Annotated in this window: 17 protein-coding genes; 10 read left to right on the top strand and 7 right to left on the bottom strand. The window is 38.8% G+C overall.

Annotated elements, in window-relative coordinates; translation table 11 throughout:
- Positions 1 to 30: 30 nt before the first annotated feature.
- From recN to ruvX, 3 genes are all read left to right on the top strand, one after another.
- Positions 31 to 1,698 (top strand): DNA repair protein RecN, encoded by a 1,668-nt coding sequence (recN, locus tag AC1M9K_RS04130; protein WP_481588593.1) that lies wholly within the window; start codon positions 31 to 33, stop codon positions 1,696 to 1,698.
- Between the two features lie 81 nt (positions 1,699 to 1,779).
- Complete coding sequence (locus tag AC1M9K_RS04125; RefSeq protein WP_035266003.1) at positions 1,780 to 2,334, top strand: YqgE/AlgH family protein; 555 nt, start codon at positions 1,780 to 1,782, stop codon at positions 2,332 to 2,334.
- Positions 2,327 to 2,770 carry a Holliday junction resolvase RuvX gene (gene ruvX, locus AC1M9K_RS04120; protein ID WP_035266001.1) on the top strand — a complete coding sequence of 148 codons (444 nt, stop codon included), beginning with the start codon at positions 2,327 to 2,329 and terminating at the stop codon, positions 2,768 to 2,770. The genes AC1M9K_RS04125 and ruvX overlap by 8 nt, the downstream gene beginning before the upstream one ends.
- Before the next feature lie 16 nt (positions 2,771 to 2,786).
- On the opposite strand, the gene AC1M9K_RS04115 is transcribed toward ruvX, so the two are convergent.
- Positions 2,787 to 3,410 (bottom strand): alpha-ketoglutarate-dependent dioxygenase AlkB family protein, encoded by a 624-nt coding sequence (locus AC1M9K_RS04115; RefSeq protein WP_481588592.1) that lies wholly within the window; start codon positions 3,408 to 3,410, stop codon positions 2,787 to 2,789.
- A 135-nt stretch (positions 3,411 to 3,545) separates the two neighbouring features.
- Between AC1M9K_RS04115 and AC1M9K_RS04110 the strand changes: the two genes are divergently transcribed.
- The gene (locus AC1M9K_RS04110; RefSeq protein ID WP_481588591.1) at positions 3,546 to 5,348 is read left to right on the top strand and encodes an ABC transporter ATP-binding protein; all 1,803 of its coding nucleotides are present in this window, start codon (positions 3,546 to 3,548) and stop codon (positions 5,346 to 5,348) included.
- 3 nt (positions 5,349 to 5,351) lie between these two features.
- Here the strand turns inward: AC1M9K_RS04110 and AC1M9K_RS04105 are convergent, their stop codons facing one another.
- From AC1M9K_RS04105 to uvrC, 4 genes are all read right to left on the bottom strand, one after another.
- Entirely contained in the window at positions 5,352 to 5,885 is a 534-nt protein-coding gene (locus tag AC1M9K_RS04105) for a DUF4269 domain-containing protein (protein ID WP_481588590.1), read from the bottom strand.
- A gap of 521 nt (positions 5,886 to 6,406) precedes the next feature.
- The gene (pgsA, locus tag AC1M9K_RS04100; RefSeq protein ID WP_035265993.1) at positions 6,407 to 6,994 is read right to left on the bottom strand and encodes a CDP-diacylglycerol--glycerol-3-phosphate 3-phosphatidyltransferase; all 588 of its coding nucleotides are present in this window, start codon (positions 6,992 to 6,994) and stop codon (positions 6,407 to 6,409) included.
- Positions 6,995 to 7,097: 103 nt separating this feature from the next.
- Positions 7,098 to 7,892: an acyl-CoA thioesterase gene (locus tag AC1M9K_RS04095; protein ID WP_481588589.1), complete on the bottom strand. Its 795-nt coding sequence runs from the start codon at positions 7,890 to 7,892 to the stop codon at positions 7,098 to 7,100.
- A gap of 115 nt (positions 7,893 to 8,007) precedes the next feature.
- The gene (gene uvrC, locus AC1M9K_RS04090) at positions 8,008 to 9,807 is read right to left on the bottom strand and encodes an excinuclease ABC subunit UvrC (RefSeq protein ID WP_481588588.1); all 1,800 of its coding nucleotides are present in this window, start codon (positions 9,805 to 9,807) and stop codon (positions 8,008 to 8,010) included.
- Between the two features lie 228 nt (positions 9,808 to 10,035).
- On the opposite strand from uvrC, the gene AC1M9K_RS04085 reads away from it, so the two are divergent.
- Entirely contained in the window at positions 10,036 to 11,082 is a 1,047-nt protein-coding gene (locus AC1M9K_RS04085; RefSeq protein WP_180028651.1) for an AAA family ATPase, read from the top strand.
- Between the two features lie 35 nt (positions 11,083 to 11,117).
- Here AC1M9K_RS04085 and AC1M9K_RS04080 read toward each other — a convergent pair whose 3' ends face one another.
- Together AC1M9K_RS04080 and lpxO are read right to left on the bottom strand one after the other, a co-directional pair.
- Positions 11,118 to 12,071 (bottom strand): hypothetical protein, encoded by a 954-nt coding sequence (locus tag AC1M9K_RS04080; protein ID WP_481588587.1) that lies wholly within the window; start codon positions 12,069 to 12,071, stop codon positions 11,118 to 11,120.
- Between the two features lie 129 nt (positions 12,072 to 12,200).
- Entirely contained in the window at positions 12,201 to 13,115 is a 915-nt protein-coding gene (gene lpxO / locus AC1M9K_RS04075) for a lipid A hydroxylase LpxO (RefSeq protein WP_481588586.1), read from the bottom strand.
- A gap of 505 nt (positions 13,116 to 13,620) precedes the next feature.
- Here lpxO and fadB point away from each other — a divergent pair.
- The 5 genes from fadB to AC1M9K_RS04050 all read left to right on the top strand — a co-directional run bounded on the left by fadB (position 13,621) and on the right by AC1M9K_RS04050 (position 19,497).
- Complete coding sequence (fadB, locus tag AC1M9K_RS04070) at positions 13,621 to 15,774, top strand: fatty acid oxidation complex subunit alpha FadB (RefSeq protein WP_481588585.1); 2,154 nt, start codon at positions 13,621 to 13,623, stop codon at positions 15,772 to 15,774.
- 12 nt (positions 15,775 to 15,786) lie between these two features.
- On the top strand, positions 15,787 to 16,959 hold the full coding sequence (gene fadA / locus AC1M9K_RS04065; RefSeq protein ID WP_035265978.1) for an acetyl-CoA C-acyltransferase FadA: 1,173 nt from the start codon (positions 15,787 to 15,789) through the stop codon (positions 16,957 to 16,959).
- A 90-nt stretch (positions 16,960 to 17,049) separates the two neighbouring features.
- Positions 17,050 to 17,694: a hypothetical protein gene (locus tag AC1M9K_RS04060; RefSeq protein ID WP_481588584.1), complete on the top strand. Its 645-nt coding sequence runs from the start codon at positions 17,050 to 17,052 to the stop codon at positions 17,692 to 17,694.
- Entirely contained in the window at positions 17,691 to 18,482 is a 792-nt protein-coding gene (locus tag AC1M9K_RS04055) for a dCTP deaminase domain-containing protein (RefSeq protein ID WP_481588583.1), read from the top strand. Before AC1M9K_RS04060 ends, AC1M9K_RS04055 begins: the two co-directional genes overlap by 4 nt.
- Position 18,483: 1 nt before the next feature.
- A complete protein-coding gene (locus tag AC1M9K_RS04050; RefSeq protein WP_481588582.1) occupies positions 18,484 to 19,497 on the top strand; it encodes an AIR synthase related protein in 1,014 nt (337 codons plus the stop codon).
- Positions 19,498 to 19,510: the final 13 nt, after the last annotated feature.

Below are 19,510 nucleotides of genomic sequence, written 5' to 3'. Positions count from 1 at the left end.
AATCCACACTTTCGCAGCTCGGATGCGTTTATGCTGACACACCTTAATCTGATCAACTTTGCTTTAGCCGATAACTTAGCCATTGATATTGATCAAGGTTTCAATGTTCTTACGGGTGAAACTGGTGCAGGTAAATCTTTATTACTCGATGCATTATCAGCGTGTTTAGGCGAGCGTACTGATACAAATTACGTTCGTTATGGTTCAGATAAGGCTGATGTTACAGCCGTATTTAGTTATCAAGATCAAAGTCCCGAAGCTGAATGGTTAAGCACTCATGAGCTGGCAGATGAATCAGGTGAAATTCACCTAAGACGGGTAATATTTGCTACAGGTCGTAGTAAAGCTTGGATCAATGGACGTCCAAGTAGCCTGTCAGAATTAAAGGAAATTGGCAGACTCTTAGTCCAACTTTACAGCCAACATAGTCAGCAACAATTGTTAGAACCACCCTATCCAAAACATTGGTTGGATCGTTACAGCAATTTTGGTCAGCATACGCTCGCTGTCAAAGACAGTTATAACGCATGGCAAAAAAATATCCGACAGCATCAAGCTGCGCTTGATGCACAGACCACCCGCCTTCAACGCATTGAGATACTTAATCTTCAATTAGAAGAATTAGAAGAAGTGGTTCGACTTGACTATAAAGAAATTGAACAAGAGTTCGATCGCTTAAGTCATCATGAACACATCATGCAAGATTGTAGTTATGCAATCAACGTTTTAGATGAGTCTGATCAAAATATCACTCAGGAAATTTCAAGTATTATTCGCAAGCTTGAATCTCATGCAGGTCGTAGTGATTTACTCTCTGAAATTTATAACTCATTATTAAATGCGCAAAGTGAACTCGATGATGCCAGTGCTAATTTAAAACAATTCATTGACCGTCAGAGTTTTGATCCTGAACGAATGGAAGAGTTAAACACACAACTGGAAATATTCCATCGTTTAGCGCGCAAATATCGAGTACAACCCGAAGATGTAAAATCAGAATACGAACATTGGCAGGCAGAGCTAGAACAATTACATCAGCTTGAAGATCCAGAGACTTTGGCTGAACAAGTTGAAATTTCACATCAACAGTTTATAGAGAAAGCTCAATATCTAGATGATATCCGTCGTAAAGCAGCAGAACCCTTAGCCAAACTCTTAACAGAACAAGTCAAGCAACTGGCTTTACCAGAAGCTCATTTTGAATTCCGTTTTGATCCTCTGGAGCAACCTTCATCTGAAGGGTTTAGTTTTATTCAATTGTTGTTCACAGCAAACAAAGGGATTCCACCTCAACCGCTTGCGAAGGTTGCGTCTGGTGGTGAATTGTCACGTATTGCATTGGTCATGCAAGTCATGAATGCAGAAAAAACTGAAGCTGAAGTACTCGTTTTTGACGAAATTGATGTGGGCATCAGCGGTGGAACAGCTGAGATTGTCGGTCGCTTATTGGCTGGATTAGGTCAACATGTTCAAATTCTATGTATTACACATCAAGCCCAAGTTGCAGCGCAATCGGACCAACATTTGTTAGTGAAAAAACTGCAAACAGACCCTGCTAGCAGCACTATCGTTGAGCTTGATGAAGATCAACGGATATTAGAGCTTGCTCGTATGACTGGTGGTGTCGAAATTAGCGAGACCACCCTTCAACATGCAAAACAATTAAGACAATTAAAGTTTCAGACCAGCACATCTTGATTATTTTAAAAGGATTGTTGAAAACCCATAAGTCTAGTATGTTGAAGTATAGTGATACTCAAACATAGGAGAAGCCATTAGGTGAGTAAACAATTTCTAACGCACCGTTGCCTGATTGCCCCACCTGATTTAGCAGATGATTTCTTCGCAAATAGTGTGGTCTATATTGCTCGTCATGATCATGAAGGTGCGCAGGGAATTATGATCAATCGTCCGGCTGGGATTCAGGTTAAAGAACTCTTAACAGATCTTGATATCGTTGCAGATCATGTTCACCCACATGATGTCTTACAAGGTGGTCCTTTACGACCAGAAGCGGGTTTTGTACTTCATACAGGTCAACCTACTTGGCATGCGTCCATCGCTGTAGGTGAAAACCTTTGTTTAACAACTTCAAAGGATATTCTTGATGCAATCGCACACAATGAAGGTGTTGGTCGCTATCAAATTGCTTTAGGCTATGCAAGTTGGAGTAAAAACCAGTTGGAGCAAGAAATCGCTCGAGGTGACTGGCTCATTTGTGACTCTGATATGGATTTGATTTTTAACTTACCCTATGACGATCGCTGGGACGCTGCCTATAGAAAAATGGGAGTCGATCGTACATGGCTTTCATCTGAGATTGGACATGCCTGATTCAACTACCGCTCAACTCATTATGGCCTTTGACTTTGGCACACAGAAAACAGGAATGGCTGTAGGATCGTCCATTATTGAAAGTGCTACGCCACTTTCACTTTTACCGATGAAAGATGGCATTCCCAATTGGGATGATCTACTCAAAATTGTAAAACAGCATTCTCCAAATCTGTTTTTAGTCGGGCTACCACTAAATATGGATGATAGCGAATCGGAACTATCAACACGAGCACGTAAATTTGCCCGTCGTTTAAGACACCAAACCAATATAGAAACATGGATGGTGGATGAGCGATTAACAACTCGCGAAGCGCGTGATGAACTCGATCATTATCAGGCGCAAGGGCGTGGAAAAAAGTTGTCCGCAGACAGCTTGGCAGCCGCTTTATTTATTGAAAGTTGGTATCGTAATCCTCAAGGTATTCAACCTTAATAGGATACTTGTCACTTCATCTAGGATAAAAATAGCGAAAGGTTAAATTGATTCTAGGCTCTAATACTTTGGTTGATTTCGCTAAAGTGTGTTTCCAAAAACGCTGTGTTTGACCTTTCATCACAATCAACTGTCCTGATTGTAGATACATTTCCGCAGTATGAGTTTTATCACGGTGTTTAAATCTAAATTTTCGTGTTGCACCGAGACTCAGTGAGGCAATGACAGTCTCGCCATGTTCAGGATCTCTTAATGCAGCCTCATCATCACTATGCCATCCTACACCTTGAGTTCCATCTTCGTACAAATTGGCCAAACAAGAATTAAATTGAACTCCTGTTATAAGTTCAATTTTTTGCTTGAGTGCTAATAATTTCAAATCCCAAATCTGTGCTTGTTTATCCATTCCTGAATAGTGATATTGATAGTTTTGGTCACCATACCATACGACTTTACGACCCGTCTTAAAATATTGGCCGTATAAAATCACTTCATCCTGTTTCCAAGCCAAAGCTTCTAAAAAATAATCGAAATAATCCTGTGATTCAGCATGAGTAAGTATAAGGCCGTAATCTTCTACAATCCCATCACAAGGTAGGAGATTTGAATTGGGTTCGGGTGCAAACAGCTCAAAGTTCATAACCAATTTGCCATGAAAATATAACCGTATATTAGCTGAATATTTCAACTGACAAATTGAAACATTGTGAACGCTTGTGACACTGGACAATCAAGCTTAGACTGGCATAAATCTAGACAATAAAAACAATCGCTTATGAATTTATGGCAACTTTTTCTAAAACTTAAACCTTTCGTTCGACCTTATCGCTTTTTAGTGATTGCCACTCTCTTTCTTACGCTCATCGGCTCATTCACAGCTCAAGTGAATGCACTCACTTTGCAGTATGCGGTTGATGAAATTAATGCGCTGGTTGAGAATGGCTTTGGCTTAGCCGAAGGCTGGAATATCCTGATTACCATTACAGCGATATTATTGGGTAAAGAAGTGATTAATGCTTTTGTGCAATTCGGACAAAAGTTTTATGGTGAAAAACTTAGAATTTTTATTTCACAAGATTTAGCACAAGGCATCATTGAAAAATTTCTGACCTATAGATTAGCTTTTTTCAACGAAGAGAATAATCAGGCGGGAAAATTACAAACACGAATCGATCGTGGTATTGGTTCTCTGACTCGTCTAGTTCAAATATTCTTTATTGACATTTTGCCGTTATTTACCAGTGCGATCGTGGCTTTAGGATTAATGTACTACGCCAACTTTTATGTTGGCTTGGTGGCGACCACTATCGTTCCAATCTACTTCTGGTTAACTTATAAACAAGCACAAAAACTCGGAGGCTGGCGTCGAAATTTACGTGATGGTCGAGAAAAGAAAAGCCAAGGTATCCTCGGAATTATTAATTCAATTACGGTTATCAAATCTTTCAACCGCGAGTCAATAGAATCAACCAAACAACTCAAACTACAAAAAGAACTCACAGATAATCAAATGCAAACCCGTCAAGTCAGCTTTTTATTTGATGGGTTAAAAACCTTTATTGAACAAATAGGTATTGTTTTAATCATCATCCTAACTGCGTATTTTGTGCTTGATGGTCAGATGAGCATCGGTATGATCATGTTTCATGTGCTCTTGTTCAATAATGTATCCGCGCCAATTCGCTCCTTACATCGTATATATGATGAAGTGAATGATGCCATGATCTATTCAGAAAGCTTCTTTAAAATTTTAGAAGCAGATGATCAAATTGAACCTACAGGTCAACTCAAACCGCAAATTCAAGGAAAATTTACGCTGAAAAATGTTGAATTCTTTTATCCAAACGGTCACCACGCACTAAAGAATATCAATATGGAGATTCGACCCAATAAAATTACTGCATTAGTTGGCTTATCAGGTGCGGGAAAATCAACCTTAATCAGTCTTTTAGATAAATTTTATGAACCTAATCAGGGGTGTATCGAACTCGATGGCATCGATCTCAATCAAATTGATACTCAATATTTGAGAGATCATATTGGATTAGTCCTACAAAAAAATCATATTTTCCAAGGAACTATTCTTGAAAATATTCGCTATGGTAAAACAGATGCCACTGAAGAAGACGTGATCATTGCTGCTAAAAAAGCCTCCATTCATGAGCAAATTTTACAACTTCCAGATGGCTATCATTCCGATGCATTGCAACTCTCTGGAGGACAACAACAGCGTATTGCGATTGCTCGTATGTTCTTGAAAAATCCACCGATTATCTTTTTAGATGAACCGACAGCGAGTTTGGATGCCATTGCTTCGGAACAAATTAAACAAAGCCTTGATGAGATTAAACAAGGACGTACTGTCATTATTATCTCGCACAGCCTGTCGCAAATTATTGATGCGGATTACACCTATGTCATGAAAGAAGGCGAAATTGCCGAGCATGGAGAACATGATGCTCTTTACCATCAAGACGGTGTATATAAACAAATTTTTGATGCGATGGCTAAAAGTTTGAATATCGAAAAAATTGCAAAAACTTTTGAAGACGATGGAGATGAGGAAACCCATAGTTAAAGTTTAATCTAGGTAACCTTGGCATTGAAGCAGTTGAATCAACACACAGTCATCTGCTTCATATAGCTGACTTAACTTCGTGTAAGGATCACCATCGAGCGCTAACATCTGTGCAAATGCAGGTTCAGTTTTTATACCTTTTCGCTTAAGGCGAATGATTTCCTGTTTAAATTGGTCATTTGCCAAATCTAATATTCTACGTTCAACATAGAAGTGCTGGAATCCCGCCTGCTGATGAATTGGTGTTGTAGAACAAAATATCTCCATTGACCAAGCATAATATTCAAATCGGCAAATCCAAGTATCACGTTCAAAATAACTTCGCTCAATGCACCATGCCTTATAGGTTTGAAATAATTTTAGTATTTCAATCAAATGATTCTCTTGCTCAATCGGATAACTACAAATGAGGTCGATATCACTTTGTGCTGTTGCAATTCCTAAAGGTGGCGTACCGACCACTGTAACTTGATACCGCTTGAGTATTTCCATAAGGTTTAAGTCATCAATGACTTTTTGAAAGTGTATTTTTTTCATTGTTATTTTTAATCTCTAAGATGATTCAACTTTAAAGCGGTTGAATCTCCCAATATGAATTACTTTAACCCTCAGCAGAAAAGCTTAAGCAATTAAGGTTATTTTTGATTTTCGATAACATCTAACGCATAAACAGTTTTAATATAATTTCGATACTGCGTTGAATAAGAGATTTCCAAACAACGCATAAGGTATGCTTTCTCTTTTGAATATTGATAGCTGCCTAACGCTTCTTTGAGCGCTTGATCAATATAATTTTGCACTTGTTTTGCCGCCTCATGGCTATGCTCACCGAGTTGAAAATATCCACCTCTCGCAATATTTGCTTCATTTGCATAAATCTCAGAATGAGATAGTCAATACGCGATTCCATCATTATGCAAATACTCTTGTGCCCGTGATAAATCATCCGCATAAATGCTTGAACTCGACAAGATGCTTAAAGCAATAGCAAATTTACTTCTCATTTTTAATCACTTTCTCAACACAATAAAAAAGCGCCTTTTGGCGCTTTAAATATATTAAGGTTGTTTTAGATATGGCCATGCCGCTCTTAAATAAATAAACATGGACCACAGTGTTAAAATTACAGCGGTATACAACAAACCATATGCAACTAATTCAAGTGGTTTCCAATTGAGTAAGAACACAGAAATAGCGATCATCTGGAAAGCTGTTTTATATTTTCCAACCGTTGATACAGCCACATTGGTACGTGCACCGAGCTCAGCCATCCACTCACGTAAAGCAGAAACCGTAATCTCGCGTGAAATAATCACAATCGCAGCAAAAGCCATCGAAATTGTAGGTTGCCATTGCACCAAAACAATCAATGCTGCTGCAACCATTAATTTATCCGCAACAGGATCTAAAAAACGTCCGAATGCAGAAGTCTGATTCAATGTTCTTGCTAAGTAACCATCAAACCAATCTGTGACAGCAGCAATCACAAAAATTGCAGTCAGAATGATATGACGCGTCATACCCCCTTCATGCCCACCCACACCAATCGCAGGAGGCCAATAGGCAATAATTAAAAAAACAGGTATTAACGCAATACGTGCTAGCGTCAAGATATTTGGTATATTCAGGATGCGACCTGTAGACATAGACACCGCCAGTTTGCCCCAATTACAGCTAAAATTTGCAATAAAAACTTGAGCTTTGATTCTTTAATCCGCTTACTTTAAACGATTCACTACCCGCTGTCGACTAGGCAAAAATCGCGACAGTCTGTCTACAAATTGCAACGAGACGGTCATTATGGTCCCAAATATGGGCATATTCAGTAGAATAACCATGCGCAGAATGATCTGTAAATACTTTATATTTAAACCAATCTCGTCGGTCAGCTTGAATAGGTTCTAACAGCGTCACATACCAAGAAATTGAACTTCCCGGTGCTGGTTTTTTTAATATAGGAAAAATTCCTGCAGGCCAAATATCTAACATTGCTATAAATTCAGGCATGCTCAGCGGACCTGCTTCAAATTTAGATTCTGCATATCGAAACCACCCACCAAAATCTGGCTTTTCAGCAGCCGTACAAGGGTATTTCCCTTCAGCCCAAATCAGATCATAGTTCTGATAGCATTGCGGCATAAGAGGATGATAAGGCAACTTAACTAAACTTTCAGGCGAATCATACTGTGGTGCTGTGCGAGTTTGATCCATATTCACAACTGATTCACGGTCTGAACCAAAACTTGCCAGCAGAATTCCCTGTACAGCATCATCCTGCCAAATCCGAGCCTCAATATTAGTCACAGATTTACCTTGCCTTAAAATTTCCACTGTCACTTTGACTGGCTTTTCCTGAACAGGACCCACAAATACCACACTGGTGCTCAATAATCTTTTTTGAGGGTCATGAATCATTTGTGTTGCTTTGTGTAGCATCATCGCCGTGGTTAAACCACCAAAAATGGTACGACCTTGCAACCAACCCTCAGGGATCCCCACCCATTCTTGTTGATCAATTTCTTGAAATACCTGTCCAAATGACATGTGCAACCCTTTTATTTTAAATTTCTTATCGCGCTAGCATGCTGAATTTTCAGATTGAGGTAAATGATCAATGACTCGCAGGTCAATGAGCATTTTGGCAAATTGATATGCATGATTACTCATGCAAGATTTTGTACACAGTCCGAGCGAGATTTGCACCAAAACCTGGGACTAAATTCAGATCCTTTTCAGAGGCTTTTAATACCCCTTGAATCCCACCAAAATGTGTTAATAAATCACGGCGGCGTTTTGGTCCTAGCCCTGGAATGGCTTCTAAAACTGACTGCCCACGACGTTTATCGCGCTTGGCACGATGTTTAGTAATGGCAAATCGATGCGCCTCATCACGAACCTGTTGAATTAAATGTAGCGCTTTATGGTCTTCAGGCAGTTGAATCTTTGTGCCATCAGTGAAATGTAAGGTTTCCAAACCAGGCTTACGTCCTTCCCCTTTTGAAACCCCCACCATGAATGCATCCAATCCAAGATCTTGCATGACCTGCATTGCCATATGTAATTGCCCTTTACCACCATCGATGAGAAGCAAATCTGGCAGCATCGCCTTCTTATACCGTCGTGTCAAAGCCTGACGCATGGCAGCATAATCATCACCGCCAGTGATATCTTCGATAGCAAACTGACGGTAATCGCGCTTGCGAGCCCCTCCACTATCAAAGACAACACAAGAAGCGATCGTTGCTTCGCCCATCGTATGGGATATATCAAAACATTCGATACGATCAATTGGACGTCCGACCACCTCTTCTAACTGATGAAAACGTTCATTCAATTCATAATGGTTAGCAAGTTGTCCTTTAATGGCATGCTGTACATTCATGGTCGCAAGCTCGAGCCATTCTGCACGGGTTTCTCGAACTTTTGATTTAATCAGAATTTTTTTGCCAAAATTTTGTTGTAGTGCCTCTTCTATGTCTTTCTTGTCTGGCAGCTCCACGTTGACGATTAATTCTGTTGGAATCTCATCGGCAACTTGGAAATAAAAGTTCGCGATAAAATCTGCCAGCATTTGTCCCAAATCATCGCCCAACATATCTGGGAAATAACTTTTTCCTCCCAACATCTTGCCATTACGCACATGCATAATCTGAACGCACGTTACCCCCGCTTGGTATGCGATCGCCAATATATCTGCTTCACCTTTGACTTTATAAATCGCTTGTTGCGTTTGGACATCACGCAATAATGCCATCCGATCACGATAAAAAACGGCTTTTTCAAATTCGAGAGCTTCTGCTGCCGCTTCCATTTTGGCAATTAATTCTTGATTAAGCTCACGTGTGTCCCCTTGTAAAAAACGAATAGAGTTATCAACATCATCTTTATAATCTTCAGGTGATACCATACCCACACATGGAGCTGAGCAACGTTTAATTTGATACTGCAAACACGGTCTTTTACGTTGCGCAAAATAACTATTTTCACATTGGCGGACATTGAATAATTTTTGTAAGACCACCAATGTATCACGTGCATTATAAGCACTTGGATAAGGTCCAAAAAATTTACCTGCTTGATGTTTCCCCTTACCACGACCTGCTGCAATACGTGGATAAGGCTTATCACTGGACACAAAAATATAGACGTAAGATTTATCATCTCGCAGCATGATGTTATACGGCGGTCGATGAAGCTTAATTAAGTTTTGTTCAAGAAGTAATGCTTCCGTTTCTGAGCGGACCACCATGGTTTCAATATCATGAATGCGGGCAACTAAAGCCTGTGTTTTGGGATGCTCAATGGTTTTAACAAAATAGCTAGAAACACGATTTTTTAAATTCTTCGCTTTTCCCACATACAACAACTCTCCATCTTTACCTAACATGCGATAGACACCAGGCAAAGTCGTAAGATTGGCTAAGATTTTTTCAATGTGTTCACGTGCGTTTTCGTTCACAAGCAGCCTTTAATGTAGAGTCAGTCATTCATGCAACAGCATGAGCTTATTGTGATGGTAACGCGCTCTATTTCAAGTGCATTTCGGTAGACGATTTTAAAACCTTGTTGATCCAACAGTTCAGAGCAATGATCGCAGATTTGATAATCAGCTGATTGTTAAAAAGTCTGAGTTGTTAAATTCAAGTTTGATATGCTTTTCAACTGATTCATTCATGGATGCGCCAACATGACTGCGACCGATCGTGCTTTTCACGCCATACAACCTGCACTCTCATCCCATAGTCCTTCAGAAAAAGATCGACTCATTGGAAAGTCTCGCTTTCATTTTGAACCAGCCAAAGTGATGCAGTTATTGCGTGATCGTATCATTGGGCAAAATCCAGCCTTAGATGAAATCGAAAAAATGCTTCACGTGGTCAAAGCTGACTTTTCAAGTCCTGAACGCCCCTTGTCCGTCACCTTAATGCTTGGACCAACAGGTGTTGGTAAAACAGAGACTGTTCGTTTGATTGCTGAAGCGATTTATGGTCGTCCTGATGCATTTTGTCGTATCGATATGAATACACTGGCTCAAGAACATTATGCAGCCGCTTTAACAGGCGCTCCGCCTGGATATGTCGGTTCAAAAGAAGGTCATAGTTTATTCGATGAAACTGCGATTAATGGCTCTCATACCCGTCCTGGCATTATGCTGTTTGATGAACTTGAAAAAGCCTCTCCCGAAGTGATTCGTGGCTTAATGAATGTGTTGGATACAGGTCGCCTAACCCTTACTGCTGGAACAAAAACGATTGACTTTCGTAATTGTATGATCTTTATGACCAGTAATGCAGGAGCACGCGCAGCACAACAATATTTAGATAAATTAAATGTTTTACCGCAAAAACTTCAGAATCTATGTTTAAAACGCTTACCCACGAAAGCCATTATTGAAAAAATACTGCATCGCAGTTTTGATCCCGAATTTCTGAATCGAATTGATCGTGTCCTTCATTATCAACCTGTTCAAGATGATGCACTCCCTAAATTGGTAGATATTGAACTGGAAAAACTCAATATTCGTTTGCAACATCAAAAACGTCAGGTTCATTTATCAGACCTTGCCAAAGCATATTTCTATCAGGGTCATGATATCCGCTTTGGGGCACGTCATTTAGCACGTAAAATAAGAACTGAACTAGAACCCATTATTGCGATCTACTTTCTAAAGCATCCAGATCAACTTCATCTCAAGCTGGATTGCAAAGACGGTCAGCTCACGATCATCAATTAATAAAAAAAGCCCATTATGGGCTTTTTTTAAACAAATCATCTTAAACCGGGAATCGTGACAAAGGATTCTGCTGCCGTTTTATTATAATACGTACACCCTTTTTCAATATTTGCCATTAACAACTGATAACGCTGTCTATTTTCTGCAACATCATCGTTCATTAACAATTTTTCATAGAGTTTATATTCATCATCAGTCGTACGCTTCAAAGTTTGATGATATTCAGCAGGATATAGTTTGCTTTCAAATTCAATGGCTGTTGAATCATCTAAACTAATCTTCATACTGGTGTCAAAAATACTGCTAAAATTCATACCCATCCAACGATCTTTAGCAAGTTGAAATTTAACTATTGGATTTTTTTCATTTAAAAGATCAAGATACAGCAAGTTATCTTCATAAAATTGGTTAAAACTCTCTTCCAATGGTTCACTGGTGTTTGGATAGAGTTGTAAATAATCTACTCGGTTTTGTTCTGCTTTCTTTCTATAACAATAGCTACCTGAAGAAAAATTTTTAAGACCATCTTTGGCGATAAACAATCTCACATTAGGGCTCAAATCATTTCGATCAATGTTGCGATAACCTGGTAAAACTGTATCAAAAACATTTTTACCCGATAGGTTTACACGCTCCATTTCGATATCCGTTTGGATGTCACCAATGATATTCATCGTCCAATGACTAGGACTATTCACACTAAGCGTATTTTGGGCTTGATCATAGGTTTGATAGATACGATTTCGCGTCACAATCACACTATTCAACGGTTTAAAACTATCCGTATAAGTAAATTGTCCATTTTGAAATTCAATATAATTTAAGCCGAATCGATCATTGGAATTATAGTAAATTGAATAGAGTTGATCACCGTTTCGAAATTGTGTACTCGGTGATGATTCATACGAATCTCCCGACCCACCGCCGCCACAGGCACTTAAAAAAAACGGTAAAACACATAAAGCCAATATTATTTTTTTGAGATTCATTTGAATTTTCTTTTGTATATTATACAGACAAAAGCATAGCTTTTATTGAACCACTTCTCAATTTTAATTTACATCATTTTAAGTAAAATTAAAAAATGCGCCCTGAGGCGCATTTTGATCTGAATGCTCTTAAAACACATAAGGTCGAATAAAAATCAGGAAGAATATCCCTAACATCAAGAACCATTTTAAAAAGTAATATAACTGACGGTTCTTCGCTTTCAGTGCTTTTGCTTTCACACGCAAGCGATAAACATAACCAAATGCTTTGTTCAGACCACCCGTTTGATCCCCTGCTTCATTCGGTGAACTTGCCGCAGTCATTACATTTTTACCAAACCAATGATTAAACCGTTCCATCCAACGTGTCTTTAAAGGACGCTCTACATCAGCAAAGAAAATAATACGATTTTGATCCGTCGTGTTTTCTGCATAATGAATGTAGGTTTCATCAAACACAACGCTTTCACCATCTCTCCATGAATACCGCTGACCATCTACATCAATAAAGCAACGATCATCATTTGGCGTCAACAACCCTAAATGATAGCGTAAAGATCCCGCATAAGGATCACGATGACGAACCAAGCGACTATCAGGAGCAAGCTCAGTAAACATCGCCGCTTTAATGGTTGGCAATGTTTTAAGCAATGCTGTCGTTTTAGGGCACAGTTCTGCTGCTGAAGGATGTGCAGAGTCATACCATTTTAAATAAAAACGCTTCCAACCAGTTTTAAAAAATGAGTTAAAGCCTAGGTCATCATATTTTTCAGAGGCTTTGATCCCACCCTGCTCATATAAAGCTTTGGCTTCATCACGAATCATTTCCCAATTTTCATCTAACACTTTTAAATCTTTAAAATGCTGTGTGTCGATATAAGGCTGGTTTGGCACCTTAGAGAACATATACATCAAAAAATTAATAGGTGCCAAAATGGTCGAATGATCAAAGAATTGACGATAGAACGAATGTCGTACTTTTCCACGACGTTGAATATACAGTGCCGATATGATGAATATCGCGAGAATAATCCACTTGATCATTGATTGACTCGGTTTATCTTTGGTTAGCGGGTTAAATGAGGAGATGCTGCACCTAAATTGGAAGTGAATTGTTCCAATTTAGGTGTATAGATAATCACGTAAATTGTATAACGACTACCCCAAACAACGAAACATTGTGTTCTACAAATAGACTTTTGATGGCTTTATATTTCAGTTTATTGACTTTTATGACGAAATTTAAAGTGCAAAATAACTTGAAATTACCTACCTACCCCAGATATAAGTTGAAGTGTTTTTAAATAAAATGCCAATTGAAACAATCGCTTTATTGTAAGAAGAACAAACTCTACATTCGCATCTGCTGTTTTATAACGCATGCTGGTGCAATAAATAGATGACCATTGCGTCACGGCTTGATACAACTTGTTATGTTCTTTTTCGATATAGTTATCGTAAGATTAGCGAAGCTTTAATGTGCGCAGGAAATACGCACTTGCTTCACAACATCAACTTAGAAGTCCTCCAAAAAAAAGGAGATCAGGGCATGATCCACGCTGGCAATGCCATTACCGTCCAAATGCTTTCGGACGGAATTGCAGAATTCCGCTTTGACTTACAAGGTGAGTCGGTTAATAAATTCAACCGCGCAACAATTGACGACTTTAAAGCTGCAATTGCTGCTGTTCAATCAAACGCTGAGATTAAAGGTCTTATCGTTACATCTGGTAAATCTACATTTATCGTTGGTGCAGACATCACTGAGTTTGGTGAAAACTTTGCGCAAGGCGAACAAGTCATTGTAGATTGGGCGATGCCTGTTCATGAAATCTTCAACTCATTCGAAGATTTAAATATTCCTAAAGTTGCTGCAATCAATGGTATGGCATTGGGCGGCGGTTTTGAAATGTGCTTGGTGTGTGACTATCGCGTGATGTCAGAATCAGCACAAGTTGGTCTTCCAGAAATTAAACTTGGGATCATTCCTGGTTTCGGTGGTACCGTTCGTCTAAGCCGTGTAATCGGTATCGATAACGCTGTTGAATGGATGGCAATGGCGAACCCGAAAAAAGCACCTGCTGCACTTAAAGATGGTGCGGTCGATGCTGTGGTTGCTGCTGATAAATTACAAGATGCTGCGATCTCTATCGTTAAACAAGCAATCGAAGGTCGTTTAGACTGGAAAGCGAAGCGTCAAGAAAAATTAGATCCAATTAAGTTGAATCCATTAGAACAAATGATGGCTTTCAACTCATCTAAAGGTGTGGTGCTTGCGAAAGCTAATCCTGCACAATACCCTGCGCCAAAATTATTGCTTGATTCTATGCAGGCAGGTTCAAGCTTAGATCGTGCTGGTGCACTTCGCCAAGAAGCTGAACACTTTGCAAAAGCAGCGGTAACGCCACAAGCGGGTGCGTTGATTGGTCTATTCATCAACGACCAAGTTGTGAAGAAAACTTCGAAAAAATATGAACAAGGCGCTCACCCTGTAAATCAAGCTGCAGTACTTGGTGCAGGTATCATGGGTGGTGGTATTGCTTATCAAGCGGCAAGCAAAGGCACACCAATTATCATGAAAGATATTGGTAACCCACAACTTGCTTTAGGAATGAAAGAAGCAAACGGTCTTTTGACTAAACAAGTTGAACGTAAGAAAATCAAGCCTGCTCAAATGGGTGAAACGCTTGCACGTATCCGTCCGACATTAAGCTATGATGAGTTTAAAGAAGTCGATATCGTAATCGAAGCGGTAACTGAAAACCCGAAAGTGAAAGGTATCGTACTTAAAGAAACTGAATCTAAAGTACGTGAAAACACGATCATTGCATCAAATACCTCTACGATTTCAATCACGCGTTTGGCTGAAAACCTTGAACGTCCTGAGAACTTTGTAGGGATGCATTTCTTTAACCCAGTGCATATGATGCCTTTGGTTGAAGTCATCCGTGGTGAAAAAACTTCACCTGAAGCGATTGCAACGACTGTCGTACTCGCTCAAAAAATGGGTAAAACTCCTATCGTTGTAAACGACTGCCCGGGCTTCCTTGTAAACCGCGTATTGTTCCCTTACTTTGGTGCGTTTGACCTTCTTCTTAAAGACGGCGCTGACTTCCAACAAGTCGACAAAGTGATGGAAAAATTTGGCTGGCCAATGGGTCCTGCATACTTAATGGACGTTGTCGGTATTGATACTGGCGTTCACGGTGCAGAAGTGATGGCTGAAGGTTTCCCTGACCGTATGAAGCCTGATTTCAAAGGTTCAATCCAAACAATGTATGAAGCACAACGTCTTGGTCAAAAGAACGATGTTGGTTTCTACAAATATGAATTGGACAAGAAAGGCAAGAAAGCAAAAACTGTTGATCCAACAGCGTATGACGTAATTGCTTCTGTCGTGACTGGTGAAAAACGTGAATTTGATCCTCAAGAGATCATTGACCGTATGATGATTGCTTTCTGTAACGAAACTGTTCGTTGCTTAGAAGACAACATCGTTGCAACACCAAACGAAGCAGATATGGCAATGATCATGGGTGTAGGCTTCCCTCCATTCCGTGGTGGTCCATGCCGTTACATCGATCAAACTGGTGTAGCTGAGTATGTTGCGCTTTGCGACAAGTATGCGCATTTAGGTAAGGCTTATGAAGCGCCACAAATGTTGCGTGACATGGCTGCTAACAACAAAAAATTCTACGGTTAAGGAGCAACGTGAATGGCTACTTTAAATCCACGTGACGTTGTCATCGTTGATGGCGTACGTTCAGCAATGGGTAAAACCAAAAATGGTATGTTCCGCAATGTACGTGCCGATAACTTATCTGCTGAATTAGTTCGTGCATTGGTTGCTCGTAACCAGTTTGATGTGAACGAAGTTGAAGATGTGATCTGGGGTTGTGTGAACCAAACTCTAGAGCAAGGCATGAACATCGGTCGTAACATCGTGTTATTGGCAGACTTACCAAAAACTGTTGCAGGTCAAACTGTTAACCGTCTTTGTGGTTCTTCAATGCAAGCAATTCATACCGCAGCTGCTCAAATTGCGACAAACCAAGGTGATATCTTCATCATCGGTGGTGTTGAGCACATGGGCCACGTTGGCATGATGCATGGTATCGACTTGAACCCACAAGCATCTAAACATTATGCAAAAGCATCTAACATGATGGGCTTAACGGCTGAAATGTTAGGTCGCATGAATGGCATTAGCCGTGAAGAGCAAGACGCTTTTGGTGTTGAATCTCACCGTCGTGCTTGGGCTGCTACTCAAGAAGGTCGTTTCAAAAACGAAATCATTGGTGTTGAAGGTCATGATGCAAATGGCTTCAAAATCCTATGTGATGTAGACGAAGTGATTCGTCCAGATGCGAACCTTGAAGCATTTAAAGCGTTGCGTCCTGTGTTTGACCCTAAAGGCGGTACAGTGACTGCTGCTACATCATCAGCGTTGTCTGATGGTGCATCTGCAATGTTATTGATGTCTGCTGAGCGTGCACAAGCATTAGGTCTGAAGCCACGTGCTGTTATCCGTTCTATGGCGGTTGCAGGTTGTGATGCTGCGATCATGGGTTATGGTCCAGTTCCAGCAACTCAAAAAGCGCTTAAACGTGCTGGCCTGAGCATTGGCGACATTCAAACTGTTGAGTTAAACGAAGCATTTGCTGCTCAAGGTCTTTCAGTATTGAAAGGTCTAGGTTTACATGACAAACAAGACATCGTGAACTTAAACGGTGGTGCGATTGCGCTTGGTCACCCATTGGGTTGTTCTGGTGCGCGTATCACAACTACGCTTCTAAACGTAATGGAGCAACAAGATACACAAATCGGTCTTGCGACGATGTGTATTGGTTTAGGTCAAGGCATCGCAACTGTGATCGAACGTGTTTAATACTTAAATACGTAGCCAAAAGAAACCCCGCTTCTTGCGGGGTTTCTTTTATTGTAAAATCAAATAAATTTCTAATTGTCGATGGATGCAATGGAACTCGAGAAACTTATTACAAGTTATGATGGTTCTGAAGAAAGTTATCAAAGTCTTATACTTGAATTAAAACGAGTATTGAAAATTTTTATTTCAGATCTAGGTCATCTACCACGTATCTCTTCAAACTCATATATTCATCAATTAGGCTTTGAAAAGTACACAATTCATAGTTCAGTTATAGGAAATACAATAAGACTACATTTTTGGTCTGATAAGAATTCATTTAAAGATGATATCCACTCTCATTGTGCATCTTTTAAATCTGTGATTCTTAATGGCTTCATCAAACAAAGGACTTTTGAATTAACTAATGATTTGAATCTAAAAAAATACTCATATTTTTTTGATCCCATTACAAATTCTAATAAGGCAGAATTTTTAGGCTTAACAGGGTCTAAAATTAAATACACTTCTACCTTTATTAAAAAAGAATACTACAACCAAAAATATAGTAATCTTCATCAAGTATTTGAAACTGAAAAAAATACTTTAACGATCTCAATATGGAATAAAAGAGAACATCCCGCTGTTGTTCTGAAAGAGTTATCGAGTGAAGTACAAGACTGTACTTGTACTACCAACCTGCCTGAAAAATTTATTACTGAAAGATTTCAACTTTTTTTGGAATTACTTAAATGATACTTAGTGGTAAAGAAATAGAAAGACTTTGTATTCAACAACATCTCATTTCTCCTTTCAATGAAAACAATCTCAGAAATAGCTCATATGATTTAACTGTAGGAGAAGAAATATATTGTGGTGCTAGAGATGATATTCCAACTATCAGTACCACATGGTTAGCACCATATGAAAGCTTCAAAATTCCTGCCTACGGTTTTGCATATATTTTATGTAATGAAAATATTAAATTAAATTATTGCATTACTGCCCGTGTTTCATTGCGTATGTCTTTAATTTATAAAGGATTAGTTTTAACAGTACAACCGCCTTTTGATCCCAACTATAATGGAAAGGTTATTGTCTTGTTGCATAATATGTCAACTGAACCAATTTTCTTAAAAAGAGGTGAACGAATAGTAACAATAGAATTTAGTTATGTCTGTGGAGCAACCCGATCTAATAAATCAGAAATATTCGATCAACCTTCTGTTATTTCTTTACAGGAAAAAATTACCACTGATATGAAAAGTGGCTTAAATAGCCTTATAACAAAAGATCAAAAAAATAATCAGCGATATCAAATTCTTGTTATTGGATTATGGGCTGCAGTTGGTGTTCTTGCTACAGTGTCTTTATGCATGGCTCCTCTCTCAGCTTACTATATTGAGAAAAAATTAGAAGCTAAATATGCTTTTGAGGTCGAAAGTTTAAAAAATGATGTTATTAACTTAAACAGAAAAGTTACACAGCAAGAATCCCAATTAAAAGAATATAATAAAAATTCTCAAAAAATTTTTAGAGACTAAAATGGTACAGATATCCCAAATTGGTGAGAAAAAATTTCTTAATGACATTTTACCATTATTAACGACATCTAGTAATTTTGTTAATGGCTTTGGACATGATATTAGTATTGTAGATCTTGGTTTTGAAAAATATATCTCCTTTAAAATTGATCGTGCTTCTAAACCAGTTGTAATTACAAATAAATGGACTGATGACTGGGCGATATGGGGGAAATTAGGAGTAGTAGCTAATTTAAGTGATCATGCTGCTGCAGGCTCTATAGCAAAAGCGGCTATGCTTTCTATTATTACACCTAAAGAAACATCTACTAGCCATATTCAGCAAATTATTCACGGTTGTGAACTAGCCTGTTTAGAAAACAATATTTCTTTTGTAGGTGGCGATACAAAAGAAGGGGCTGAAACCCAGGTGGTTGTTACTACGATTGGTATCACTGAATATAACGCTCAAATACTACCAGCTGCCAAAAATCAACGCCTTTACGTATCGGGTAAACTCGGTGGATTTATGGCTGCAAATATAATCCTAAAAAACAGGGACACTTTCACAAAAGAAACCATTGATAAAGCGTTTCATTTATTGACTACCCCAAAGCCACAGACAGAAAATGGGCTTTATCTTTACCGACATAATTTAATTTACTCTGCAACTGATCTAAGTGATGGTTTATTAGATGCTCTTTCAAACTTTTGCAAAGACGATATAGGTTTTGAATTAGAAATAAAATATGAGTACTTTCATGAGTTAGCTTTACTAGTCCATGAAAAATTAGGAGTTAGTCTTTCAAAGTTAGCATTAAGTGTTGGAGATTGGTGTCTAGCATTTATTTCAAATGTAGATATATCAAATCATTTGCAGAACTTAAATAATTTATACTTTTTAGGAAATTTTAATGATTCGGGAAAGTTTCAGATCCGAGATTTGAATCAAAAAATAACTGAGATGCCCCAAATTATTAATGAGCAATTTAGAGACAGGTTAGAAGATCAGAAAAACTATATGGATTATTTTTAAATTAGAATACAAA

It is taken from the genome of Acinetobacter sp. 24-47-67, from assembly GCF_056779735.1.
Note: the sequence above shows the minus strand (reverse complement) of the source record. Positions and strands in the feature narration are given on the sequence as shown.

Excerpts from the sequence above, each read along its gene's own strand:
- recN (WP_481588593.1), top strand. The coding sequence starts at position 31 with ATGCTGACACACCTTAATCTGATCAACTTTGCTTTAGCCGATAACTTA.
- ruvX (WP_035266001.1), top strand. The coding sequence starts at position 2,327 with ATGCCTGATTCAACTACCGCTCAACTCATTATGGCCTTTGACTTTGGC.
- AC1M9K_RS04115 (WP_481588592.1), bottom strand. The coding sequence starts at position 3,410 with ATGAACTTTGAGCTGTTTGCACCCGAACCCAATTCAAATCTCCTACCT.
- AC1M9K_RS04110 (WP_481588591.1), top strand. The coding sequence starts at position 3,546 with ATGAATTTATGGCAACTTTTTCTAAAACTTAAACCTTTCGTTCGACCT.
- AC1M9K_RS04105 (WP_481588590.1), bottom strand. The coding sequence starts at position 5,885 with ATGAAAAAAATACACTTTCAAAAAGTCATTGATGACTTAAACCTTATG.
- pgsA (WP_035265993.1), bottom strand. The coding sequence starts at position 6,994 with ATGTCTACAGGTCGCATCCTGAATATACCAAATATCTTGACGCTAGCA.
- AC1M9K_RS04095 (WP_481588589.1), bottom strand. The coding sequence starts at position 7,892 with ATGTCATTTGGACAGGTATTTCAAGAAATTGATCAACAAGAATGGGTG.
- AC1M9K_RS04085 (WP_180028651.1), top strand. The coding sequence starts at position 10,036 with ATGACTGCGACCGATCGTGCTTTTCACGCCATACAACCTGCACTCTCA.
- AC1M9K_RS04080 (WP_481588587.1), bottom strand. The coding sequence starts at position 12,071 with ATGAATCTCAAAAAAATAATATTGGCTTTATGTGTTTTACCGTTTTTT.
- lpxO (WP_481588586.1), bottom strand. The coding sequence starts at position 13,115 with ATGATCAAGTGGATTATTCTCGCGATATTCATCATATCGGCACTGTAT.
- fadB (WP_481588585.1), top strand. The coding sequence starts at position 13,621 with ATGATCCACGCTGGCAATGCCATTACCGTCCAAATGCTTTCGGACGGA.
- fadA (WP_035265978.1), top strand. The coding sequence starts at position 15,787 with ATGGCTACTTTAAATCCACGTGACGTTGTCATCGTTGATGGCGTACGT.
- AC1M9K_RS04060 (WP_481588584.1), top strand. The coding sequence starts at position 17,050 with ATGGAACTCGAGAAACTTATTACAAGTTATGATGGTTCTGAAGAAAGT.
- AC1M9K_RS04055 (WP_481588583.1), top strand. The coding sequence starts at position 17,691 with ATGATACTTAGTGGTAAAGAAATAGAAAGACTTTGTATTCAACAACAT.
- AC1M9K_RS04050 (WP_481588582.1), top strand. The coding sequence starts at position 18,484 with ATGGTACAGATATCCCAAATTGGTGAGAAAAAATTTCTTAATGACATT.